Below are 25788 nucleotides of genomic sequence, written 5' to 3' on the forward strand. Positions count from 1 at the left end.
GATTGCATAATGCACATTTTGTGCGTTATGCAACTCTTCTCCGCATTTTATTCTTCATTATTTCACTTCCCTAAAAGCACAAAAGTCAATTTTAAAATCCATACAAAAATTTTATAAGCTAAAAAGATTTCAATTTTTTTTCATTTTGCCCTTGACTTTTCAGGGGGGGAGATAAAATTTCGTTTTCATTTTATTTAATAAGGAGAAAAAATGTCAAAAATTTCAATCAGTGTAAGTTGAGCTTTATTGGGCTTAGGGATTTTAGCAAGCCTAGGAAATGTAGCAAATGCAAGCACAACTTTAAACGAAAATATCACAATCAACTACGATTCTGATATTCATCAATACTTTAACCCAATGGATGATCAAAATATCATCAACTATAAAAACAACTGCACTACCAATTGTGAAGGAAGTGTAAATATAACCTTTGGAAACCGAAGTCCTTTTTGGGAACTTTCTGGAAAAGATGAAGGAAATGATAAAGAGCGCGTGCATATCAATATTGACAATGCTGATTTAACATTAATAGACGATGGAAGCTTTATTACAAATTTCAATTTTAACGCAAAAGATATTACAGCAACAGATATTAGATTACAATCCATATATGGGCAATCCTATACAGATGCTCGCAATTTTACTCTAACAGGAACTCAAAAACCAACAGGATCTGTTTATAGCGATGATGACAAAGCCAAAATTGCTTCCATTCTTTTAGTTAATGGCTATGACAATTTTAATGGTGGCTTAAATATAGATGATAGCGACAAGGGCGGTAAAGGTGAAGGTGGAAATTTTAGAGTATATGAAAAAGCAGATATTAAAAATTCTTTATTTGTAATTGAGTGCAATGATGTCTCTAAACTTGATCTAGGAAGCGAATTTACTTATATTAATGCTGGCAGTTTTAATACAGATATTACAACTTCTAATGAAGCAAAGCCATTTGTAAGAAAAACTTTATCTGAACTTCCACCAAACACAGATTTAAGTGGTGCAATGTATTTTCAACAAGGTGCATTTAACGCAACTGATACAAGTGTATTTGCAGAATATACACTCTCTGTTAAAAAAGGAGATAGAGAACTTTTAATTGCAACAAGCAAATTAACAGACAAAGTAACAGATTTAAAAGCAATTTTAGAGCTAGACAAAGCAATCCTTAACAGCAAACCGGATGAAAACTTGAACGCTTTTAAAGATGAAATTAACAAAAGAAAACAAGAAATTGATAAAAAAATTGCAGCATTAGGGACTTCTACTGGAAGTGGAAAAGACTTTATTGAAATTTTAGACCAGGGTTAAAAGATGATAAGCTTGCTGAAGGAATCCTAGGAAGCCTACTTAGCTCTGCTTTTGGCAATGCTGAAAAATCTAGCATTACACTCAATTTAGGAAAGCAATTAAAGCCACTTGTAGATTCCATCGAATCCTCTGCAAAATCTCAAACAGACTCTATGGGTGCAAATTCTAGTGCTAATACAGCTATGAATATCTCCAATGAAACTTCTATTACTGCAAGAAATGTGCAATATTCTAATCCTTATGCGCTTGCAAAACTCCTAAGAGACTCTAAACTTGCTGCCTTAGATTCTGATACAAAATTTGATTATTACGGAATCAATAATTCCGTAAATAGTGTTTGGGCTAATGCTTTTGGAGGAGCTAATATTATTGATGGAGATAATGGTTCTTTATATGGAGTTAGCATTGGTTATGATAGACAAATTACAGATGCTGTATTATTGGGAGTTTATGGAACTTATTCTAATTCTGAAATTAAAGATAGTGGCTCTACAAGCGAATCTGATAACTTCCAATTAGGATTTTATGCAAATTATAAATTTGCTCCAACTTGGGAATTAAATGCCAAAGCGTATGGACAACTCTCTAAAACAGATTTAGAAAATACATTGACAACAGGAATTGTTAATGCAGACTATACACAAAGATTTTTTGACTTAAGTGCAAATGAGCCTTTTGCGGGTGTTAATTATTATTATGGATATACTCCAGATTATACAGAAACAGGTGTATTAGCAAAACATATTCGCAGTATGTCTAGTAATTCCGTCTCTTTAGAAGCAGGAGCTGAGTTTAGAAAATATGTTAATGAAAATTCTTATCTTTTCATTACTCCAAAAATAGAGCAATATGTTATTAATAATGGTGATGATTATGTTGCGAAGTTTATAGGTTCAACTTCTAATTTTAGCATTGAAGGTTCTGATAAAAAGAAAACTTATGGGCAAATTATTATTGGTGGCAGTATGAATATCAATGATTCTTTAAGTCTTAATGCAGGAATTGGTGCTAAACACCTTTAGGTGGAAAAGTAGATTCCAAAGATGAAACTTATCTTAGTGGTAATGTGGGAATTAAATATAAATTCTAAAATTCTAATTTCTGCAAAGACTTAGCTATTTAATCTTAGAGCTTCGTTGTCTTCATTCTCCCTGCCTTTCTTTGGCAGGGGAACCTTTCAATCTTAAAAAAATATTTCAGAAATAATTTACTTTTTTATATTAGATTGCTTTTACAATAAAAATGTATAATGCTTGTTTTTTGAACAAAGGATTTTTGTGAAACTAGCTGTTTTTGATTTTGATTCCACTTTAATGGATGGAGAAACCATTGATTTATTAGCAAAAGCGCACGGAAGCGCAGATGCTGTGAGTGCTATCACAAAAGAAGCAATGGGTGGCAAAATGGATTTTCACCAAAGTTTAAAGCTCCGCGTTGCCACACTTAAAGGAATGCCACTCGCCAAAGTCCAAGAGATTTGTAACAACCTAACATATAATAATGGAGCAAAAGAGCTAATTAGTGAGCTAAAAGCCAGAAATTACAGAGTTGTTGTTTTTAGTGGAGGATTTGATGAGGGCGTGAGTGCTGGGCAAAAGGTACTAGGCTACCATATTCATTTTAGCAATAAACTTCACCATAAAGATGGAATCCTAACTGGCGAAGTAGGTGGCGAAATGATGTTTGGTTATTCCAAAGGGAGAATGATGGAAAAAATCCAAACACTTCTTAATGCAAGCTATGAAAACACCATTGCCATAGGAGATGGAGCAAATGATATTTCAATGTTTAAATGCGCCAAAAAAAAGGTTGCATTTTGCGCTAAGCCTATCCTTAAAGAAGCGGCAAATATCATTGTAGATGAAAAAGATTTAATGCAAATTGTGCAACATTTAGACTAAGGAGACTTTATGCAAGAAAATATTTCATTCTCGCTTTGGTGCGATTTTATTGAACGCAACTTTTTAGAAAATGACTTTATAAAAATGGTTCAAGATGGAATCATAAATGGTGCTACAAGCAATCCGACAATCTTTCAACAGGCTTTATTAAATGAAAGCTACCAAGCACAAAAAGATTCCTTAAAAGATTTAGATAAAAAAAGCATTTATGAAGCCTTAGCCAAAGCTGATATTCAAAGGGCAGCAGAGATTTTAAAGCCTCTTTATGATAACAATCCAAATGATGGTTATATTAGCATTGAAGTTGATCCTAATTTATGCGATAACGCCAAGGCAACCACTGAAGAAGGAATCCGTCTATTTAATGCTATTAATTATCCTAATGTAATGATTAAAATCCCTGCTACAAAAGCTGGATTTAGCGCAATGGAAGAGCTAATCACGCAAGGAATATCTGTAAATGCCACTCTTGTTTTTAACAAAACCCAAGTTATCGGCTGTATGGAAGCCTTTAAAAAAGGTTATGAAAAACTTAAGCAAATAAGCAAAAAAGAGTTAAAAGACTTGCCGCGCGCAGTGGTTAGTATCTTTGTATCACGCTTTGATCGCAAATGCGATTCCATCTTAAAAGAACACGGAATCCCAAGTGCCACACTAGGCATTAAAAACGCGCAATATCTCTACCATATTCTAAATAGCTACGCACTTCCGGGCGTGCGTGCGTTATTTGCTAGCACAGGAGTTAAAGGTGATGATTTAGAACCAGCATATTATATTAAGGAACTCTACCACCCCTATGCGATTAACACTGCTCCACTCTCGGCAATCTCGGCATTTAACTACAATGAAGCTAGTGAAGCGTATCTACCAAGCATAGAAGAGCTTGAAGAGTTTTTAAAAAGCGTCAAAGATGCAGGAGTGAATTTGGATTCCATCTCCCAAGAGTTGCTAGAACAAGGGTTGAATGACTTTAAGATAGCATTTTCTAAAATTTTAGAGAGTTTATAAAAATTTTAAACATAGTTTTTGCAAAAAGTGCTATAATAGCAATTTTTATTTTAATTTTAAGGACAACAAATGTTAAGTGGAATAATTAGAGAGAGTATTTCAAAGGCAGATACAAAAGCCCTAAGAAAAAATGGTTATCTAATTGCTAATATCTATGGAAAAGGCAAGGAAAATCTCCATTGCGCGTTTAAACGCAATGACTTTATTAGGGAAGTTAAGAAAAAAACAGATTTAATCTTTGAAGTAGAAGTTGGCTCACAAAAATATCCTGTTGTAATCCAAGAATACCAAAAAGATCCAATTACTAGCGAGATTATCCATGTGGATTTAATGCTAGCGCAAAAAGGGATTGAAGCAAAATATTCTGTGAAGGTTCGCACAATTGGCACTCCAAAAGGACTTAAAAATAAGGGTGTTTTAATGATGTCTAAAAAGCGCATTAAAGTTAAAGCAGCACCTGAAAATCTCCCTAAAGATTATGAAATTAATGTGAGTGACTTAGATGTCGGTGATGTTGTGCTTGTGCGTGATTTACCGGCATTTAATGGTGTAAAAATCGTTGAACGCGATGATGTTGCCATTGTTGGTGTAATTAAATCTCGCTAATGCTTAATGTTTAATGTTTCTAATAGTGGGTTTAGGAAATCCCGGGCAAAAATACCAAAATAATCGCCACAATATTGGCTTTAGGGTTATTGACTCCCTAGTCCAAAGCCTAAATGCAGTAAAACAAAGCGCAAAAGACTTCCAAGGAGAGCTTTATAAAAGCTCTCAAATGCTACTTTTAAAGCCCCAAACTTTTATGAATCTTTCTGGAAAATCTGTTCAAAGCGTGTTAAACTTCTATAAAATCACAGATTTTTTAATTATACACGATGATTTAGATTTGCCTTTTGGAGCAATAAAGTTTAAATTTGGCGGAAGCAGTGGCGGACACAATGGCTTAAAGTCTATTGACACACTTTGTGGAAATGCGTATTATAGAATCCGATATGGAATTGGAAAACCTACCATAAAATCACAGGTGATAGACTGGGTTTTACAGGATTTTAATACCACAGAAGAAGCACATAATCAAAACTTAATCACACACTCAGCAAACGCCGCTTTAGAGATTGCTAAACTCGAATCAAGCGATAATCTTTCTAGTCAAATTTCTAGCAAATGGACACTCACACCAAAAATGGATTCCAACTTTTTACCTTTTAAAAACCCTTCTAAAGAGGCACAATGAAACTCTTTTTTCGCTATGTTAGCTTTTTGTATTTAAAATATTTTTTCTATCTTTTTGTTTCTTTGGAATGTTTTTTTGTTGCTATTGATTTAGTTAAATTTCTTGATGATCTACCAAGCTCTGCAAATCTTTTTATTCTTCTGCTAGCCTATGATTTTATGTATGCTTCACAATTCATTTTGCCTTTATCTTTAATTCTTGCGCAAATTGTGCTTTTAATAAACTTATTAAAAAGCTCGCAATTTACAGCATTTTTAGCACTCGGATTTGCAAAAATCAAGATTTTTTATCCTATATTTTTACTAAGTTTTTGTATCACTCTTTTATTTATCGCTTTAAATGCCACCCCTTTTGCCTATGCAAAAGAACGCGTGGATTTAATCATTGATCAAGGTTTTGTAGGCAATTACAAAAGCGATTTATTTGTAAAATACAATCAAAATTATATTTATTTTAAAAAAATCTACCCCCTGCTTCAAAGAGCTGAAGGCGTAATTGTTTATGAGATTAATCCAACCCAAAACAGCCTGACACGCATTGTAGAATCCAAGATGGCACAATTTAATGGGCAAGACTGGATTTTAGAAAATGTAACTATCACTACACTTGATGATAACCTAGAGCTTGGCAAAAATCCACTAAAAATACAAAAAGAAACCACCTATAAAACCTTGCACGACTTTAAGCCAAAGATTCTAGATAATATTTATGAAAAGCAAGGAAGCATTTCAATACTTGATGCCTTTGAAGCTTTTATGCTTTTAAAAGAACAAAATGCAAACACACAAAAAGTGCGTGGTGCGCTTTACAATCTACTCTTTTTCCCTCTATTTGCACCTTTGATTATGATTTGCCTTGCTGTTTTTATCCCAAATTCCAATCGTTACGCAAACTTTAGCTTAATGACTTTAGCGATGATTTTAGGCGTTCTGATAACTTGGGGGATCTTTTTTAGTTTCTCAAAACTATCAATTAGTGGCTTTTTGCAGCCAGAATTTAGCGTGATAATGCCAATATTTACATTATTTTTAGCTAGCAGTTTTTGCTTTTATAAAATCTTAAAAACATAAGGAGTTACAATGACAGCATTATTAAGCGTGAGCGATAAAAGTGGGATTATAGAGTTTGCAAAGGGACTTGTTTCTCTAGGATACACAATTTTATCCACAGGTGGCACACTTAAAACACTAGAGCAAAACAATGTCCAAGCCCAAGATGTTAGTAGCTATACACAAAGCCCAGAAATGTTTGGTGGGCGCGTAAAAACTTTACACCCAAAAATCCACGGCGGAATCCTACATCGCCGCAACAACAGTGAAGATTTAAAAATCGCCAAAGAATATGGAATCGCAAACATTAACCTGGTATGCGTAAATCTCTATCCTTTTAAAGCCACCATTGAACACACTAATGATTTTGATACAATCATTGAAAACATTGACATAGGCGGTCCATCTATGGTGCGTGCCGCGGCAAAAAACTTCGCGTCTGTGCTAATTGTTACAAATCCTAGCGATTATACAAAGGTTTTAGAAAAACTACAAAACGATCAAAACACCTTGGAATTTCGCCAACAAATGATGATAAAGGCTTTTGAACACACCGCAAGTTATGATTGCATGATAGCAAACTATATGAATCAACGCTTTAATGGCGGTTTTGGTGAATCACATTTTATCAGTGGAAAACTTGTATCTCCTACACGCTACGGTGAAAATCCCCATCAAAAAGGTGCGTATTATGAGTTTGAAAACTTCTACTCTAGCACTTTTAAAACCCTAAAAGGCGAAGCAAGTTTTAACAATTTAACAGATATTAATAGTGCTGTTAAAATTGCCTCAAGCTTTGGGGGAGCCCCCTGTGTTTGCATTGTAAAACACGGAAATCCTTGTGGATTTGCACTAAAGAGTAATGCTCTAGACTCTTATAAAGAAGCATTAAAATGTGATAGCATATCTGCCTTTGGTGGCGTTGTAGCAGTAAATGCTCCAGTAGATCTTGCCCTAGCACAAGAAATTAATAAAATCTTTATTGAAGTGCTTATTGCCCCTGAAATCTCACAAGAAGCCCTAAAAGAATTTGACGCTAAAAAGAAAATCAAGCTTTTTGTTTGTGGAGGAAAAACCCTAAAATTCCCAAAAGATGCACAAGATTTTAAACATATTGAAGGGGGATTTGTTTTACAAGACTCCGATTATGTGGATAGCAACGAGGTTACAGGCGCGAAATGTGTTAGCCAAAGACAAGCCACACAAGCACAAATGCAAGACTTAGAGATCGCCTATAAACTTGCAAGCCTCGTGAAGTCTAATTGTGTTGTATATGTCAAAGATTCTGCAATGGTTGCTGTTGGAATGGGAATGACAAGCCGTGTGGATGCCGCAAAGGCAGCAATTAGAAAGGCACAAGATATGGGATTAGATTTAAAAGGTTGCGTGCTTGCAAGCGAAGCGTTTTTTCCTTTTAAAGATAGCATCGAAGAAGCACATAAAGTAGGCGTTAGCGCTGTGATTGAGCCTGGCGGAAGCATAAGAGACGATGAAGTGGTTGAGTGTGCAAATACAAATGGGATCGCATTGTATTTTAGTGGAAAACGCCATTTCTTGCACTAGATTAGTTTTTATAAAAATTTTTAACTATAAGCTAGAAGCGTAATTCTTTTTTAATTCCTTAGCAACTGCAAAAAATTCAAGGAATCCCCCCCCTTGTGAAAAGTTTTACAAGCTTTTATAAGTGCGCTTCCAAGCCTATAAGAAAAAGTTTGTTTTTCCCGTATTGCGCTTTTGTAATCCTCATAAGAACTCAAAGGAGGTAATTTTAAATGTGGCTCCTTTTGAATAATACATTCATAAAATTTTGCTTCTCTCTTATGCTTTAGCACAATCGCAATAAGAACAAAAGGTAACTTTAGGCATCCCCTAAAGCTTTTATAATTATTAATAATGGCATAACTAAGTTTATAAGACAGATGATAACGGACCCTTTCATAGCCATAAGTTGTCCTTGCTATAAATCCCTTTGTATTTAAACTACCACCAGCCTTTAACCATTGTTCATAGTAGAAATTCCATTGTTTCCAAATTTGATTACAAAGCCTATTATTCCAAAAGCGATTTTTTTTTACCATATGCGTGAATTAAAAACAGGATTGCAATTTAATAGCCATAGCACACTATCAGCATAACGGTTATTTAAATTTTTTATTTTTAATTTTTTTCAAAAATAAGCAAAGAAAAAATTGCCTGATCATTTAAAGTATTTAACGCACTTTGACGATAAATAAAATCATAGCATTCTAAAGGATTTTCTATTGTGTCATTAAACACTATAATTCCTGTTCTAAAAATATTCAAATTGGCAAATTCTTGTGGCGCAGAAGGCCAAACTTAATTTAAGAGAATTCTTTCCGCCATTGGCAGCTAGCATATAACCTTGCTTTCGCAAATCCTTTAAATGCCCAATTTCTTGAAGCAATAAGATATCAAAATCCAAATACACTATACATTCGCACTCATCTAAAAATCTAAATCCCTCAAAACAAGCATACACCATATGCGTCCAACGCGACAAGAAGCCATTATTATGCAGAGTAATGGAAGTTTTTGCAAAAGTATTTAATTTTTGCAAAAAATCCTCTTTGCTAAAGGATTCAAAATGCACCTTACTACTCCCAGTAACTCTAAGCAAAGCCTCTTGATCACTCAAACTAAAACCATCATGAATACAATAAAAAAATATCTATATCTTGCCCACTTTCTCGCATTTTTTGCTTAATATTTACTATTAGTGCTCCAATAACAAATGCAGAATCACAAAGTCGCACACAACAAAACTCCAAAGGAATGTTTTTTCATTTTTCTCTCCTCTTTGTGGGATATTAAATCTGCAACTGCACACTTTTAACTTTAAACTATAATTTATTCCTCAATATAATTCTTAAGCTTTCTTCCTACTTTTGGATGTTTAAGTTTTTTAATAGCACTAGATTCTATTTGTCTAACTCTCTCTCTTGTAACATTAAGTTCTTTTCCAATCTCTTCTAGTGTTCTATCAGATTCATCATCTAATAATCCAAAACGCATTCTAATTACTGCTTTTTCTCTTTCATTAAGTTGATCTAACACATCATCAATTTGACTTTTGAGATCTTCTTTTAAGATATGATCCATTGGACCTACTGCACTTTTATCTTCTACAAAGTCTCCAAACTTACCATCTTCTCCATTACCTATTGGAGCTTCAAGGCTAATAGGTTCTTTAGTGATTTTAATCACATTTTTAACTTTATCTAAAGGTAAGCCTACTTCTTCAGCAATTTTTTCTAAATCGGGTTCTTTTCCTTCTTCTTGTAAGCATTTGCGCATAATTTTATTAATACGATTAATAGTTTCAATCATATGGATAGGGATTCTAATAGTGCGGGCTTGATCGGCAATAGCTCTTGAAATTGCTTGTCTTATCCACCAAGTTGCATAGGTTGAAAAGCGATACCCCTTTTTATACTCAAATTTATCCACAGCTTTCATTAATCCAATATTGCCTTCTTGGATTAAGTCTAAAAAGGGAAGCCCTCTGTTTGTATAACGCTTTGCAATACTCACCACAAGCCTTAAATTAGATTTAGCCATTTTTGTTTTGGCTTTATCAGCAATATCTTTCCCCCTTTTAATTTGTTCTAGGATTTGTTTAAGCTTTTCTGGTTCTAAATCAAAGCTTCCCTCACTTGCAGCTTTCGTTTGAAAGAGTTTTTTAATTTCCATATAGGTTGAAACCATTGTAGCTTCTGGCACTGCTGCTGTGATTTCTGTTTTGTTCATTTCTGTGATATTTTCTAAAATCTTTTTATGGTTTTCTAAGAGCATATCATTAAAAAGGGGTAAACGGTATTCTAAACGCTTTAATTCCTTATCAAATCCTTCATCACTTTTAATTGTGTTTTCCATTGCTTTAACAAGCTCATTGATGAGCTTACTGGTTGGTCCTAAGTCTAAAAGCTTTTCTTTTAAGAATTGTTTTTTATGTGCTAGGGTTAAGAGATAGAGCATATCTTTAGAAGTTTCATCTCCATTTTCTAGCTCCCAAGTTTTTAACCAATCTTTTTTAGCTTTTTCTAGTGCTTTAAAACTAACAAGAACTTTTTCTACTCTTTTTTGATCTTTTTTAGAAATAGGTTTTTTAGAATCTTCCTCTTCTGTTTCTATTTCTTCATTTTCTTCATCTACTTCTTCACTCTCTTCTTCTTTATCTTCTTCATCATCAAAGCTTTTAAAAAGCTCTTTAACTCTTCTTTCTCTATTAATTAAAGCTTCTTTGTAATCTAAGATAAAATCTATTAAATAAGGCACAGAGCAGATTGCATCTAAGATAATATTTTCTCCAAGCTCTATGTTTTTGCTTAATTCTATTTCTTCATCTCTTGTTAGAAGTGGGATTTGTCCCATTTCTCTAAGATACATTCTAACAGGGCTATCACTTCTACTCCACTCTAAAAGCTCCCTTTCTTTCATAAAGTCAAATTCATCTTCTAATTCTTCATCTAAAAGGCGTTTTTTATCTTCTTTAATCTTTCTTGCATCATCTTGATTTAAAATTTTTGCAACCTCTGAAGCTGCCATTAATTGTTTTTTATATTTTTTTGCTAATTCACTTACTTTTTTTGCTTGGGCTGCTGTGGGAAGTTTAACTAAAACTTGTGCGATTTTTTCATAAGAAACATATTTGGTGGCATTTTTAAACAATTCATCAAGCTGTTGATTGATAGTTTTTGCAGACATAGAAACTCCAAAGAATAGAATGTAGAATCATCACTCAATTTAAATGATTAAAGATTTGAAAAATCACGCATTATAGCGAAATTTGTTGAAAGTAAGTTTATTATATAGTCTTTAAATTTTATTATATAGTTTTAAAATAGTTTTTAAGCAAAATGGGTAAATGATAAGTGTTGGTAAATATAAGGTAAAATGATAAGTAAGTAGTAGATAAATAAATTGAAAATGGAGCTAGTGGAATCTAAAATGTAAATACATTTTAGATTCACAGCTAATAACCAGCAACAAAGCCTGCAATCCTTTGGATTCCTTCTTCAATACTTTTTAAATCTGTAGCAAAAGAAAACCTAAAATACCCATCCATTCCAAAGCCAGTTCCAGGCACAACAGCCACCCCTGCCCGTTCTAACAAATCTTTACAAAACTGCATAGAATCTTTAGCAATACTACTGCAATCCACAAAAAGATAAAACGCACCATCAGGCTTAACTACGCTCAATCCATTAATTGCGTTTATTTTTTCACACGCAAAATCACGCCTTTGTTTAAATGCCATACGCATATTTTTAATATCCTCATCTGCACTTCCATTAAGCCCAGTAATTGCTGCTTTTTGTGTAATAGAATTGATATTAGATAATGATTGACTTTGAAAACCATTGATAAGCTTACAGAGTTTTTGATCTTTGGTAGCAAGATACCCCATTCGCCAACCCGTCATTGCAACAGCTTTACTTAAACCATTAATAGTAATTGTGCGCTCAAGCATATCACTGCTGATGCTTCCAGCAGATGTAAAAGCACCATCATACACAAGCTTTTCATAAATCTCATCACTTAACACCCAAATATTTGTCCCTTTTAACACTTCCCCTATTGCTTCTAGTTCTTGGCGAGAATAAACCATTCCGGTTGGATTAGAAGGTGTTGTTAAAATAAGCATTTTTGTTTTTGGAGTAATAACGGATTTGAGTTGCTCTATGGTGATCTTAAAATTGTTTTCTTGAGAAGTTTCAATAAAAATATTTTTACCATTGCTAAAAGTTACAAGTTCAGGATAAGTTACCCAATAAGGACTTGGAATTATCACTTCATCACCTTTGTCAATCAATGCTTGAAATATATTAAAAAGCGCGTGTTTTGCACCACTTGTAACAATAATTTCTTTTAGAGAATAGCTAAGATTATTATCCCTTGCAAGTTTATCACTAATTGCACTAAGCAAATCTGGAATTCCAATAGTCGCAGTGTATTTTGTAAAACCTTCATTAATTGCTAAAATTGCAGCATCCTTAACGACTTGCGGCGTATCAAAATCTGGCTCTCCAGCAGAAAAAGATAAAATGTCTTTGCCTTGCGCTTTTAGCTCTCTTGCTAGCGTGCTAATAGCAATTGTAATAGATTCTGAAAGATTAGTAACGCGATTTGCATAATAGGCTTGCATAATATCTCCTAAATGAAGTTAAATTTCAAAAAGAATATAGTTTTTTTCCTTTATTACTACTAAATTTTAAGAACAAAAAGAAAGCGGTGCTGTGATTTTAGATTCCGACTTTATAATCTCATAATCGCAAGTATTAGTAGTATAAACTAATTAATATTTAGTCAATAAGACTAAAGTATTATGAATTTTTTAACTAAAAGTATTGACAAGAGAGAAAAAACCTATTATAATTCTATGTTTTTAAAATAAATTAATTTGGAGGTAATTCTATGAATTTTAAACCACTTGGAGAAAGAGTCTTAGTAGAAAGACTTGAAGAAAATACAACAACAGCATCTGGAATCATTATCCCTGATAATGCAAAAGAAAAGCCACTTGAGGGGATTGTTAAGGCAATTGGTACAGAAGTGAAAGAAGTAAGCGTTAATGATAAAGTTGTATTTGGCAAGTATTCTGGCACAGAAGTAAAACTTGACAGTAAGGAATATTTGATTTTAAAACTTGAAGATGTTTTGGGCGTAATTGCTTAATTTATTAAAGAAAGGATAGAAAATGGCAAGTAAAGAGATTAATTTTTCAGATAGCGCGAGAAATCGTTTATATGAAGGTGTGAAACAACTCAGTGATGCAGTTAAGGTAACAATGGGACCACGCGGACGCAATGTGTTGATTCAAAAAAGTTTTGGTGCGCCAAGTATAACAAAAGATGGCGTTTCTGTGGCAAAAGAGATTGAACTAGCAGATCCTATTGCAAATATGGGTGCACAACTTGTTAAAGAAGTTGCTAGCAAAACAGCAGACGCAGCAGGCGATGGAACAACGACAGCAACCGTTCTTGCATATAGCATTTTTAAAGAGGGCTTAAGAAACATTACAGCGGGTGCAAATCCTGTACAAGTTAAACGCGGTATGGATAAGGCAGCAGAAGCAATTACAGAAGAGCTTAAAAAGATTTCTAAACCAGTTAGCGGTAAAAAAGAAATCGCACAAGTTGCTACAATCTCTGCAAATTCTGATTCCAAAGTTGGTGAGTTAATCGCTGAGGCTATGGAAAAAGTTGGAAAGGATGGCGTGATCACCGTTGAAGAAGCAAAGGGAATCAACGATGAATTAAGTGTTGTTGAGGGAATGCAATTTGATAGAGGATATTTAAGTCCTTATTTTGTAACAAATAGTGATAAAATGGAAACAGAATTAGAAAATCCATACATTTTATTAACAGATAAAAAAATCACTACAATGAAAGATATTTTACCACTTTTGGAATCCACAATGAAAAGTGGCAAGCCTCTATTGATTATCGCTGAAGACATTGAAGGAGAAGCACTAACAACTTTAGTTGTAAATAAATTGCGTGGTGTGTTAAATATCGCAGCAGTTAAAGCTCCGGGATTTGGCGATAGAAGAAAAGAAATGCTAAAAGACATTGCAACTTTAACAGGTGGCGAAGTGATTAGCGAAGAGCTTGGAAAAACTCTTGAAGCAGCAAGCATTGAAGATTTAGGGCAAGCAGCTAGGGTTGTAATTGATAAAGATAATACAACAATTGTAGATGGTGCAGGTAGCAAAGATGCGGTTAATGCGAGAGTTGGGCAAATTAAAACACAAATTGAAGCAACAACAAGTGATTACGACAGAGAGAAACTTCAAGAAAGACTAGCTAAACTTAGTGGCGGTGTAGCTGTTATCAAAGTTGGTGCAGCAAGTGAAGTTGAAATGAAAGAGAAAAAAGATAGAGTAGATGACGCATTAAGCGCAACAAAAGCAGCTGTTGAAGAAGGAATTATTATCGGTGGTGGTGCAGCATTAGTGCGTGCAGCAGCAAAGGTAAATCTAAGTTTAGAAGGCGATGAAAAAATCGGCTATGAAATTATTAAACGCGCAATCTCTGCTCCGCTTAAGCAAATCGCAAGCAATGCAGGATTTGATGATGGTGTAGTTGTAAATAATGTAGAAAAAGATTCTAATGCAAACAATGGATTTGATGCAGCAAGTGGGAATTATGTGGATATGTTTGAAGCAGGAATTATTGATCCACTAAAAGTTGCAAGAATTGCATTGCAAAATGCTGTGTCTGTTTCAAGCCTGCTTTTAACCACAGAAGCAACAGTGCACGAAATCAAAGAAGACAAGCCAGCTATGCCTGATATGGGCGGTATGGGTGGAATGGGCGGTATGGGTGGAATGATGTAATTCTCTCTCCCCTATTTTTAGAGTTGGAATCTAAATTAGATTCCAACCAAACTTATTTGCTAAACTGCCAACAATCTCTAATTTCTTGTAAATACTTTTTGTTAATTTCTGCAACTAACATTTCTTCTCTATCACCCAAACAGTCCATAATTTCACCATTTGGGGATACAAATAAAGAATCTCCGTAAAAACTCCATAAAGTCTGTGTTGGAGCATCTTGATACTGCCCGATACGATTTGCGCGCAAAATATAGCAATTATTTAAAAATGCACGCATCTTAATGATACTTCTCCAGCGCAAAGAAGAATCAAAAGTAGAAGCTGTAGGTAAAAGCACACAATCTACGCGTTGCCCTTTTAACTTCAACCAAAAATCATCAAAATGCAACTCATACCCAAATACCACTGAAAATCTAAATCCCCCCACATTAAAAATTGGTGGGGTTTTAGGATGTTTTGATAGAGTATTTGCGAAAAATTCCGCTTCATTCCAATGTGCATAGGGCATTAGCCTTTGCGCCCGATAGCTTAGTGCCTTACCTTTGTTTAAAATGAAAATCGTTTTATAAATCTTGTCTTTTATCACTTCAAAAACTGGCGCAACAATGATGATATTATATTTCGCTGATAATTCTAAAATCTTGTTAGTCTCTATTTTAATTCTCTCTAAAACACGCGTTTTCTGCCCCCTTTTAATCTCTAAATCCTTAAAAAATGGATTTAATAAATACTCACCAAGCAAAACTACCTTTGCTTTTGCGTCAATAGAAGCTTTAATGTAGGATTCTATCTCACTTTGCGTGCGTGTATTTGAAAGCTGTAATGCGACAATTTTCATTAAGATTCCTTTGTATATTGCATTTTGATCGTTTCACATTGCACTTGTGCAGTTTCTAGTAACTTTTGTGCTTTTTGAAGGTTTTCCATTCCTTTTTTATAAAGCTCTAAACTTTCATTTAAGCTAATATTTTCATCGCCTAACTTCTCTAACGCTTGTGTGGCACACTCTAAATACTCTTCAAAATTTAATGCTTGTTCCATTATCACTCCCTGTTGTCTAGCAGTTTTTTTGCATCAATACACAGATTTTTCCAAGCGGATTGCGTGTTGATAGCTTCGCATTTTTCATAAGACTCTAATGCTGTTTTTTTATCCCCTAGCTTATCATATAAATAGCCTTGCAAATAATAGATTTGTATCCTTTCTGTATCCTTGTTAGCGTGTGATTCTGCCATTTTTAACATTTCAAGCGATTCTTTAAATTTACTTTCACGATTTAGTGCTTCTACTACTGCAAGTTCCACCCAAGGGGAATATTCATAGCGTTGATACATTGCTTGTAGATCCATTAAACGCTTTGCATACACTTTAATTGCCGTATCATCTCTGCGCTCTAATGCATCTTGCAACATTATGCGATAAATTTCAATCATCTTATTGCTATTTTTAAGTACTTGTTCCAAAGTCGGTAGCAACTTAAAAGCTTCTTCATTATTGTCTTGTTTGGAAAGTGCCATAAAAAGCACCCAAGCACTATCATTATGCTTGCTATTATTTAATAATTTTAGCGTATCGCGCGCCGCAAGGGCTGCTTTAGGATAATTCTGTAAGGAATACTCAACCCAAGCCAAACGATAAAGCCATTCCTCCTTTTGATTTAGCGTTACTGCTTGTGTAGATTTCTCTTTGGCAATTTGCAACGCTGGAATAAACTGCTTATTAAAATACAAGCAATCAAAAAGTTTTAAAAACTCACTTTCTTCTAACATAAGCTTCACATCATACAAACTTCCATAAAACGCTGCTTCCTTACAATTATTGACTTTTAATGTCTCTTCAGTTAGCGCGCTTACTGCATGGATTAACACAGGGACATTTTCTCCCAACACTTTATTTAAATCTTCTCTTAAATTAAACACACTTAAATAATCGCCCAAATCATAATAGGTTTGCGCCTTCTTTTCTAGTGCAATTTTCTCTTCTTCCTTACCTCTGTAGCTTTCAATCACATAATCATAATGCTCTAAACGCTTTGTTGCATTACTTTCATTATCATCTAAAAGCAAAGCGTCATCAAGTTTTTTAATCTCTTTAAGATCACTTTGGTTTTCACTCTCATTTAAAAGCATTTGATAATACTTATGCGCCTTCTTCAAGTCTCTAGCCTTATCAAACCACATTGCCATATCTTTTAATATTGGTAAGTATAAAGGAACAGTCTTATCTTCAAAAGAATTAAACATCCCTTCTAACACTTTCGCTGGCGTTTCATAGATTCCAAACTCTGCCCAAGCTTGCATCATCGCATAATACTTAGGAATATCTTGCAAGAAAAAATTAGGATTTGCCTGCAAAATATCATTGAGATATTTTTCTGCTCTCTTTTTCTCTTCTGCCTTACGATAATAATCCCCCAAAAGCACAGAAGCAAGAGAGGCAACTTCTAAATCTTTTGATTCATTTAACACAGATTCATACAATTCAAGCACAATTTTGCGATCCCCCCTCTCATACAAATGCTCTCCATAATCAAGTCTTGCTAGAAGCTCGTATTTATCACCCTTGTATTCATTAAATAAGCGGTTATAATAATACTTTGCCTCTTCAAAAAATTTCATTCTTGCATAGGTTTTTGCTACAATAAACAACACTTGAGGCACATGGATATCTGTAGGATATGCCCCAAGCCAAGCCTTACTAAGAGCAATAATTTCTTCATAATTTTCTAAATTTTGCATTCCATCAAGAGCTACTAAGCGCAAATACAACACATCACGCTTAAATATTGTATTAGGATAGAGTGCCAACATTTCATCAATAGCATTTAAAGCTTCTGCATAAGAACCGCGCCCCACAAAAGATTGTATATTTAAAAAGTAATCTTTATCCCTACCAACATGATTATCCATAGGGCGCATTTGCGCATCAAGCACACCAATACTTGGAACTTCATCAAAGAGAATGGGAAAATTAATTCCATAACTTGGCTTATCATTTAAAAAAGGAATTTCGCCCTCATAACCTAAAATTTGCCAACGCTTAGATTTTGGATTATTCTCTACAGGAATACGCCGACTGCTAGATAAATCAAATTCTGTATTATAAAGTTTCATTTTTTTATTTGCTTTTGGGGTGATTCTTAGACTAAAGCCTTTTTCTTCATCTAGCACTTCAGGTGAGATTGAAAAAAACAAAGTTTCACTTCGCTGAAAACGCGAAAACAAAGGCTCTTCAAAACTACAAACAATACCACTCACTTGAGAGTCTCTATTTAACTCCTCATAGCATGCAAAAGGCTTTGTATCTCGCAAATTTAACACAGCAAAATTATGTCCTGCTTCCCTTCCGCTATCCACATAAAACTCAAGCCCAAAAGCTCTTGCAAACAATATCACCAAAAATAGTAAAGAATATCTAAAACGCCATTCCAACTTTTTTCCTAAATTTTAATCTTTGCATTATACTTTGTTTTATTTAAAACTGCATTTCACACACCAACAAACTCAAAACTTGTAATTTCCGCTCTTGATAGAATCCGCATAGGAGGTCCCCAAAAACCTGTGCCACGATTGACATAAATTTGTGTTGTTCGACTATGCTGATATAAGCCCTTCAAATAAGGCTGATCAAACTTTACAAACAAGCTAAAAGGGAATATCTGTCCTCCGTGCGTATGTCCACTCAAAATTAAATTCACATCGTGCGACTCTTTGACTTCAAAGGCAAATTTAGGTTGATGAGCCAATAAAACTAGCGGATAAGTTGGAATCCTTTTTTGTAAGGCTTGCTCCAAGTCTGGTTCTAGAGCATTAATGCGTCTACCAAATAAATCATACACACCAGCTAAATTCAACTTTGCTTCGCCCTTTTCCAACAATACACAAGCGTTTTCAAGCACGATAATTCCCTTATCCTTAAGCACTTCCAACAAGGAAGCAATGCCGTGAAAATACTCGTGATTTCCTAGTATAAAATACACACCAAGCGGAGCTTGCAACTTCGCTAATGCATCAATTGCCTTAGGGACCCTACTAACTTCTGCATCTATAATATCGCCTGTTAGCACGATAAAATCAGGTTTTAGAGCATTGACTTGCTTAACCACTGCTGCCACTACATTCTCCTCAATCAATCCGCCAATGTGTAAATCGCTAATTTGCACCGCTGTTATCTTGCCTTTAAGTCCATTTAATGAAATCTTAACCTTCTCTACAATAGGCACCAATCGCCCCTCTACCAAGCCTACTCCAAGATAACCAAGCGCAAAAACACCGCTTGTAAGATTTAACGCATTTTGAAAAAACCCACGCCTCTCTTGTGAAAACTTCGGAAAAAGGATTCCAATAAGATACAAAAATAACAACAATACTTGATAAAGCAGCATTACAACAAATAGCACAAATCCCACGCCAATAGAAAGTGAAGCTAAAAAATATACACTTTGAGGCAAATCCATCACATAACGCCCAAAAAAATACAACACCACACCAAAAAAATTAAAAACTAAAAAATATTTTAAGATTCTTAGCGGAATTTTTGGCTTTACAATGCGTTTAATAAATAAAAAATAGATTCCAATATGGAATCCAAAAAATACCAAAAGAGCCAAAACCGGAAACAAACTCTTCACAATAAACCTTATCTCCGTGCAACATTCCAAAGCAATAAAATTGCTTGTAAAACACAGATAAAAACACCAAAATACAAAAACCATTCCGTATTGCGTTCTTGCTCACGCAAAAATGTCTGTCCATAAATTTGCTGACTCAAAGTTGCAAGCTCCAAACTCATTAACAATCCATTGTCACCTTCAAGTTGTTGCAATAATGATTGATTAATTTGTAAAATATCATTAAAATTTGTTAAATAAAATATTTGATTGACATTATCTAAAAACTTTTCCATTTTTAGCATTAATCCTCCACTTCCAAAATACACATCATTTAATGTAAAATATTCTTCACTTCCTACAATTGTAGAAACAACAAAATTTTGTAAGATTTGATGAAAAGAACTGAGCTCATTAATACAATGTCTAAGCTCTAAAAGAGTTTCTTGGTTATTACGCTTTAGAATAAAATTTGTCGAAATAATTTGTGATAAAAATACAATTCTTTGCGCCAAGAAGCGTTGCTTGCCACTAATATTTACATAATAAAGTGCTGTGTGCTGCTTTTGTGTAATTTCTTGATTGCTTTGTGTATAACACACAATTCCAACTCCTAAAACCACACATAACAAAATTTCTAAAAAAATAAACTTTCTACTTTGAAAAATACCCAATGATAGCCCTTATAAATAATCCGCGTATTGTAGTATCTTTGATAAAAATTATCAATAAAATTGTGTTAAAATTAGTCTCTAAGAAATCTACAAATAAGGACAACTTGTGAAAAAGAAATTCTTAAAAAATGCTTGCATTATCAGCGTTTTAGCTCTTGGTGGAATCCTTAGCGGTTGCGCACAAAAATACGACTCACTTCCAAACACGCGTGTCAAACAAGCTTGCACTACACCCATTATAACTTATGAATTTGGCTTTTTAAAAGAAGGGGAGCATAATGACTTGCAAATTGCAAACGCACTTGTAAAAGATATTGTAGAAAAATCACTTATGCAAAGTGGTTGCTTCACACAAGCAAACACAAACAATTATAAACACTATCAGCTAGATATTGTCTATGGAAGTATTAATAAAAAAAATGCACAAGGCGGTTTTTTTCACTCCACAACAAGCGATGCTTTGATTTTTGAGATCCAACTCTCTTTTAATAATAAAATGGATGAAACGAGAATTTTTCAAGGAAAGTCTAGCTTAGAAAATGCAAACGAACAATATCTCAAAGTCTTTGGTAAATCTTCTGAGTTAGATAACAACCAAATTCAAATCACATTACAAAATGCAATAAACTCTGCGATTAACGAGACGACAAGAAGTTTTTCCGACAATAAGCAATAGTTGGAATCCATTTTTGGATTCCAACTATTAAGCTATAATGCACTGCTTCCTACAAGCCCAAAAATTCCAAGCAATAAGCCATCTACAAAAAATACAGAAAGACATACATAAAGCGTTGCAATTCCAACTACAATTTTAAGCGGTAGCGTGGCGTTTTGCAGATAAATGTTGCCATCGCTAATAAGCGGATCTTTTAAGAACATATACACAACAAGCTTCAAATAATAATATGCTGCAATTGCGCTATTTAACACCATTACAATCACTAAAAACAAATAACCATTATTCATAGCAACACTCATTAAATACACCTTTCCCCAAAACACAGAAAAAGGTGGAATCCCCGCCAAAGAAAACATAAATAATCCCATAATCACCGCTGCCAAAGGACACAACCTAATAAGTCCTGAAAACTTCTCATAAGAATGATCATAGCGTTTATCCCACATTTGCTCTTTTGTGCGTGAAATCCAAAGCATAGAAAAAATCCCAAGATTTGTAAAAAGAAACAAAATCCAATACACAAATAACGCACTATAAGCCTGTGTTCCTCCAATTAAAATGGCACTAAAGGCAAATCCAGCGTGTGAAATAGAACTATATGCTAGCATTCTTTTCACATCTTTTTGCACCAACGCCACAAGATTTGGTAAGGTAATTGTTAACACAATAAGCAAATAAAACACATTATGCACCCACACAATATCCATAAAAAAGCTAAAAATTCTAATTGCTACCACAAGCACTGCAATTTTTGGCACAATAGACATAAAGCCCGCCAAAAAAGAATTTGAACCCTCATACACATCAGGTGTCCAAGTATGAAATGGCACTAAAGAAGCTTTAAAACCAAGCGAAGCAATAAAAAACACAACTCCACCAAGCACCAAATAGGAAGGCTGGTAGCTATTTGTCTCTAAAATCGCTTTCATTCCCATTAAATCTAAATGTCCGCTTGCCGCATACAAAAGCATTGCGCCAAAGGCAAAACAACCTGCTGATAATGCCCCCATTGTGAAATATTTAATTGCTGCTTCAAATGCTGTTGCGCGATTGTGCATTGCAATAAGCGCATAAAGCGCAAGTGATGAAGTTTCAAGCCCTAAGAAAATCACAATCAAATGATCACTGCTTACCATAAACTGAAACCCAGCACACATCAGTAAAAATAATGCGTAATACTCAGAATATTGAAACTCGTGAAATTTATTGTAACTTAGCGTTAAAGGCACAAATAAAATCGCTGCTATCAAAATAATTAGCTGTCCAATTAACGCCACTCCATCAACTAAAATCAAATCAAAAAACGCTCTTTGCATTCCGTCAATGCTAAAAAACATAATATAGCCCAAATCTAAGCCCAAAAACAAAATCGCAAGCATTGTATAAAGCTGTTTATTTACGCTTTTTAGGCACATATCCACCACTAAAATAAGAATCGCTCCACAAATTGCAATGAGCATAGGAAAAATACTAAAAAGATTCAAACTTTCAAATGATACACTAAATGGTTCTAACATTTACTTCCCCTCCCCTTGTGTGCTATCTTGTGGAGATCGCAACCCTTCTTGCGTATGCGGAATCTCTTGTAATGTTTCTTTTGAAAATGTTTCTTGCATAAGTTCTAGCCCAAAAAAGTCGAGACTTGTTTTTGTAACAATTCTTGATTGCATAATTGCTAGCGTGTTTTCCACGCCCTTATTAATTGGCTCTAAAATGGGCTTTGGATATACACCAAGCCAAATCACAATTGCAACCAAAGGCAACAAAGCACTCCATTCGCGCGCATTTAAATCACTAAGTTTTAGATTTTGAACATTAACCACTTTTCCAAAAAATGTTTTGCGATACAAATGCAGCATATACACCGCACCTACAATAATGCTAATCCCAGCAATCCCAGCCATTATAGGCGAAACTTGAAAGAATCCAAGCAGGGATAAAAACTCCCCAACAAATCCCATTGTTAAGGGTAATCCCGCCGAAGCCATCGCCATAATTCCAAAAATTGCCGCATAATTTGGCATAACCTTTGCAATTCCTCCAAACTCAGCAATCATCTTTGTATGTCGCCGCTCATAAAGCATTCCTACAAGCATAAACAACGCCCCACTAATAATTCCGTGACTTAACATAAAAAACACAGAACCTGTAATCCCTTCTACATTAAGCGCGAAAATCCCAACCATAATCACACCCATATGTGAAATAGAGCTATATGCAATCACTTGCTTAATGTCTTCTTGTGCGAAAGCTACAAATGCCCCATAAATAATCATTATAAGTGATAAAATCGCTACAGGCATTAAAAAGAATATACTAGCATCAGGAAATAGTGGCAAAGAAAAACGCACAAAGCCATAAGTTCCCATTTTTAATAGCACAGCCGCTAGGATAATAGAACCAATTGTTGGTGCCTGTCCATGCGCGTAAGGCAACCAAGTGTGAAATGGAAACATTGGCACTTTAACAGCAAGTCCAGCAAAAAAAGCAAGGAATAGCCATAGTTGCACACCCTTTGGAATCGCACTTAAGCTATACCATTCTAATAATGAAAATGTCCAAATGCCACTCACCTCAAAATAATAATAGGCTAAAAATAGGATTCCAACTAGCATTAGCATTGAACCTAAAAAAGTGTATAAGAAAAACTTAACCGCTGCATAAATCCTGCTACCACTCCCCCAAGCACCGATAATATAAAGCATAGGCACCAAAGAAAGCTCCCAAAAAATATAAAATAAAATCATATCTAAAGCACAAAAGACACCAATCATAATGCTTTCAAGACATAAAAGAGAGATGATTAACTTTTTTGCTTCATAGTTTTCATTTAAATAAATAAATCCAATTAGACCAATAAACGCGCTTAATAAAATTAAAAACAAAGAGATTCCATCAACCCCCACAAGATAGCTCACGCCAAAGCCCTCCACCAAAGACAAAGCCGTTATAAACTGAAACCCATCAGCACTTTTATCAAATCCATACCACAACAAAAGCGCAAAAGCAAGCTCTATTGCACTAATTACAATAGCATAAGTTTTAAGATTTTCTTTAATTCCAATTGCTAAAAGCGCACCAAACAACGGAAAAAAGATAAGTAAGGTTAAAAGGTAATCCATACACCCTCCCTATAAATAAATACAAGCAACAATAACACGACCACACCAAAGAACATAACCTTTAGCATTTTTGAAAGGCTACCTCCTTGAATCCAGCGCATACTCTCACCGCTACTATTGAGTAATTTTGCAATTAAATCCACAATAAAATCTATGATATTTTTATCCGCAAACCACGCAATTTTTGCAACTCTAAAATAATTTTGAATAAAAATCTTATCATAGAGCGCTGGGATAAAATACTGATTGCTTAAGAGTTTATAAACAAAGCTTTCTTGCCACTTCGGAGAAAACCCACCATTTTTATATTTAAAGATTGCAAATCCGATTCCACCTAAAGCAACACAAGAAGTAACCACAATCAAAGTCCAAATCGTTTTGGAATCCAAATTTACCTTAAAATCCGGAAGTGTTTGTAAAATAAAATGGTGAAAATAGCTTTCAAACATTCCTGCAAAAACCGCCAAAATCCCTAAAGGCAACATTGCATAAAGCATATAAGGATAAGCTTCGTGCGGATGTTCTTCGTGCTTTTTCCCTCCAAAAAACACAAGCATAATCAACCTAAAGCTGTAAAATGCCGTTAAAAACGCTCCAAGTAATAATACTCCCCACAACACATAAGCCCCACTTCCAAAGGCGGCTTCTAAGATTTTATCCTTAGAAAAAAATCCCGAGAAAGGATAAATTCCAGCAAGGGCAACAGAAGCTAAAATCATTAAAATTGCCGTATATCTTAAAGATTGATACAACGCGCCCATTTTAGAAATATCCAATTTATCATTCATTGCATGCATTACATTCCCTGCCCCCAAAAATAGCAAGGATTTAAAAAATGCGTGTGTTGCAAGATGAAATAACGCAATCCAATACGCTTCTAACCCAGCTGCAACAAACATATAACCAAGTTGTGAAAGTGTAGAATAAGCAATAATGCGTTTTAAATCCTTATTTACAAGTGCCATTGTAGCAGCAAATACAGCTACAAAAGCCCCTAAACAAGCAATAGCAAGCCCTACTTCTGGAATAATAGAATATAAAGGATTTGCACGAATGACTAAATATACCCCTGCTGTTACCATTGTAGCAGCATGGATAAGTGCAGAAACTGGTGTGGGACCCTCCATTGCATCAGCAAGCCAAGTGTGTAAAGGAAATTGAGCGCTCTTGCCCATTGCTCCAACAAAGAGTAACACGCCAATAGCAATTAAAACCCCCTTAGGTGCTTCATAAATATTGCTTAAAACTTCTTCATAATTTAAACTTCCAAAAGTCCAATAGATTAAAAAGATTCCAAGTAGCATTCCTAAATCTGCAATACGATTCATAATAAATGCTTCATTTGCCGCAAAAGAAGCAGAATCTCTTTCATACCAAAATCCAATAAGCATCCAAGAACACAGCCCAACGCCTTCCCAGCCAATAAATAACCCCACAAAATTATCACTCATCACAAGAATAAGCATAGAAAACACGAAAGCGCTCAAATACACAAAAAAGCGATTAAAGCTAGAATCGTGGCTCATATAACCAATGGCGTAAATATGCACACACAAGGATACTAATGTTACTACAAGCATCATTGTAGCACTCACACTATCTACCAAGAATCCAAAAGGAATATAAAGCCCACCAGCTCCAATCCAATCCATTAGCGCAACCTTTAACGCCCCACCACCTTGAAAACTATAGATAAAGAGTAGCAAGGAAGCAAAGAAAGACACCGCAAGCATTAAAGAAGCAAAAATTCCAACACTTACAAACTTCTTTTTAGATGCAAAAGGGATTCCAAAAATTGAACCAATTAAAGGCGCAAACAACGCACTATACAAAATCACTTCCATT

Annotated in this window: 23 protein-coding genes; 11 read left to right on the forward strand and 12 right to left on the reverse strand. The window is 34.6% G+C overall.

The genetic code is table 11. The features are described from left to right. Positions 1-246: 246 nt before the first annotated feature. The 8 genes from IP358_RS05200 to purH all read left to right on the forward strand — a co-directional run bounded on the left by IP358_RS05200 (position 247) and on the right by purH (position 8063). On the forward strand, positions 247-1308 hold the full coding sequence (locus IP358_RS05200) for a hypothetical protein (protein WP_006802527.1): 1062 nt from the start codon (positions 247-249) through the stop codon (positions 1306-1308). 152 nt (positions 1309-1460) lie between these two features. Further along, positions 1461-2330, forward strand: coding sequence for an autotransporter outer membrane beta-barrel domain-containing protein (locus IP358_RS05205; RefSeq protein WP_006802528.1), 870 nt, complete (start codon positions 1461-1463; stop codon positions 2328-2330). A gap of 255 nt (positions 2331-2585) precedes the next feature. Further along, positions 2586-3209, forward strand: a complete 624-nt coding sequence (gene serB / locus IP358_RS05210; protein ID WP_006802529.1) for a phosphoserine phosphatase SerB — start codon at positions 2586-2588, stop codon at positions 3207-3209. 9 nt (positions 3210-3218) lie between these two features. Further along, a complete protein-coding gene (locus IP358_RS05215) occupies positions 3219-4217 on the forward strand; it encodes a transaldolase (protein ID WP_006802530.1) in 999 nt (332 codons plus the stop codon). Positions 4218-4286: 69 nt separating this feature from the next. After that, a complete protein-coding gene (locus IP358_RS05220; RefSeq protein ID WP_006802531.1) occupies positions 4287-4823 on the forward strand; it encodes a 50S ribosomal protein L25/general stress protein Ctc in 537 nt (178 codons plus the stop codon). A 13-nt stretch (positions 4824-4836) separates the two neighbouring features. Next, a complete protein-coding gene (gene pth / locus IP358_RS05225) occupies positions 4837-5451 on the forward strand; it encodes an aminoacyl-tRNA hydrolase (RefSeq protein WP_006802532.1) in 615 nt (204 codons plus the stop codon). After that, entirely contained in the window at positions 5448-6521 is a 1074-nt protein-coding gene (locus tag IP358_RS05230) for an LptF/LptG family permease (protein WP_006802533.1), read from the forward strand. The genes pth and IP358_RS05230 overlap by 4 nt, the downstream gene beginning before the upstream one ends. Before the next feature lie 9 nt (positions 6522-6530). Continuing rightward, the gene (gene purH / locus IP358_RS05235; protein WP_006802534.1) at positions 6531-8063 is read left to right on the forward strand and encodes a bifunctional phosphoribosylaminoimidazolecarboxamide formyltransferase/IMP cyclohydrolase; all 1533 of its coding nucleotides are present in this window, start codon (positions 6531-6533) and stop codon (positions 8061-8063) included. A 50-nt stretch (positions 8064-8113) separates the two neighbouring features. Here the strand turns inward: purH and IP358_RS05240 are convergent, their stop codons facing one another. From IP358_RS05240 to IP358_RS05255, 4 genes are all read right to left on the reverse strand, one after another. Beyond that, entirely contained in the window at positions 8114-8578 is a 465-nt protein-coding gene (locus IP358_RS05240) for a hypothetical protein (RefSeq protein ID WP_006802535.1), read from the reverse strand. 212 nt (positions 8579-8790) lie between these two features. Then, entirely contained in the window at positions 8791-9156 is a 366-nt protein-coding gene (locus tag IP358_RS05245) for a glycosyltransferase (RefSeq protein WP_006802536.1), read from the reverse strand. Positions 9157-9368: 212 nt separating this feature from the next. Beyond that, complete coding sequence (gene rpoD, locus IP358_RS05250; protein WP_370521198.1) at positions 9369-11225, reverse strand: RNA polymerase sigma factor RpoD; 1857 nt, start codon at positions 11223-11225, stop codon at positions 9369-9371. 268 nt (positions 11226-11493) lie between these two features. Next, complete coding sequence (locus IP358_RS05255; protein WP_006802538.1) at positions 11494-12666, reverse strand: pyridoxal phosphate-dependent aminotransferase; 1173 nt, start codon at positions 12664-12666, stop codon at positions 11494-11496. A 269-nt stretch (positions 12667-12935) separates the two neighbouring features. On the opposite strand from IP358_RS05255, the gene groES reads away from it, so the two are divergent. Both groES and groL read left to right on the forward strand, forming a co-directional pair. After that, positions 12936-13196, forward strand: a complete 261-nt coding sequence (gene groES, locus IP358_RS05260; protein WP_006802539.1) for a co-chaperone GroES — start codon at positions 12936-12938, stop codon at positions 13194-13196. Between the two features lie 22 nt (positions 13197-13218). Then, positions 13219-14859, forward strand: a complete 1641-nt coding sequence (gene groL, locus IP358_RS05265; protein ID WP_006802540.1) for a chaperonin GroEL — start codon at positions 13219-13221, stop codon at positions 14857-14859. A gap of 52 nt (positions 14860-14911) precedes the next feature. Here groL and IP358_RS05270 read toward each other — a convergent pair whose 3' ends face one another. The 5 genes from IP358_RS05270 to IP358_RS05290 are packed head-to-tail and all read right to left on the reverse strand — an operon-like array spanning position 14912 to position 20142. Then, entirely contained in the window at positions 14912-15697 is a 786-nt protein-coding gene (locus IP358_RS05270) for a carbon-nitrogen hydrolase family protein (protein WP_006802541.1), read from the reverse strand. Beyond that, positions 15697-15900 carry an exodeoxyribonuclease VII small subunit gene (gene xseB, locus IP358_RS05275; RefSeq protein WP_006802542.1) on the reverse strand — a complete coding sequence of 68 codons (204 nt, stop codon included), beginning with the start codon at positions 15898-15900 and terminating at the stop codon, positions 15697-15699. The genes IP358_RS05270 and xseB overlap by 1 nt, the downstream gene beginning before the upstream one ends. A 2-nt stretch (positions 15901-15902) precedes the next feature. Next, entirely contained in the window at positions 15903-18290 is a 2388-nt protein-coding gene (locus IP358_RS05280) for a tetratricopeptide repeat protein (RefSeq protein ID WP_232086725.1), read from the reverse strand. A 56-nt stretch (positions 18291-18346) separates the two neighbouring features. Next, positions 18347-19489: a metallophosphoesterase gene (locus tag IP358_RS05285; RefSeq protein ID WP_257534886.1), complete on the reverse strand. Its 1143-nt coding sequence runs from the start codon at positions 19487-19489 to the stop codon at positions 18347-18349. A gap of 8 nt (positions 19490-19497) precedes the next feature. Further along, positions 19498-20142 carry a hypothetical protein gene (locus IP358_RS05290; protein ID WP_006802545.1) on the reverse strand — a complete coding sequence of 215 codons (645 nt, stop codon included), beginning with the start codon at positions 20140-20142 and terminating at the stop codon, positions 19498-19500. Positions 20143-20248: 106 nt separating this feature from the next. Here IP358_RS05290 and IP358_RS05295 point away from each other — a divergent pair, with 106 nt between their 5' ends. Beyond that, positions 20249-20818, forward strand: coding sequence for a hypothetical protein (locus IP358_RS05295; protein WP_006802546.1), 570 nt, complete (start codon positions 20249-20251; stop codon positions 20816-20818). A 32-nt stretch (positions 20819-20850) separates the two neighbouring features. Here IP358_RS05295 and nuoN read toward each other — a convergent pair whose 3' ends face one another. The 3 genes from nuoN to nuoL are packed head-to-tail and all read right to left on the reverse strand — an operon-like array spanning position 20851 to position 25787. Beyond that, on the reverse strand, positions 20851-22338 hold the full coding sequence (gene nuoN, locus IP358_RS05300) for an NADH-quinone oxidoreductase subunit NuoN (protein WP_006802547.1): 1488 nt from the start codon (positions 22336-22338) through the stop codon (positions 20851-20853). Continuing rightward, positions 22339-23943 carry an NADH-quinone oxidoreductase subunit M gene (locus tag IP358_RS05305; protein WP_006802548.1) on the reverse strand — a complete coding sequence of 535 codons (1605 nt, stop codon included), beginning with the start codon at positions 23941-23943 and terminating at the stop codon, positions 22339-22341. Then, a complete protein-coding gene (gene nuoL / locus IP358_RS05310) occupies positions 23928-25787 on the reverse strand; it encodes an NADH-quinone oxidoreductase subunit L (RefSeq protein WP_006802549.1) in 1860 nt (619 codons plus the stop codon). The genes IP358_RS05305 and nuoL overlap by 16 nt, the downstream gene beginning before the upstream one ends. Position 25788 lies beyond the last annotated feature (1 nt).

Origin of the sequence: Helicobacter winghamensis ATCC BAA-430 (assembly GCF_028751035.1) — a bacterium.
GTDB classification, from domain to species: Bacteria; Campylobacterota; Campylobacteria; order Campylobacterales; family Helicobacteraceae; genus Helicobacter_D; species Helicobacter_D winghamensis.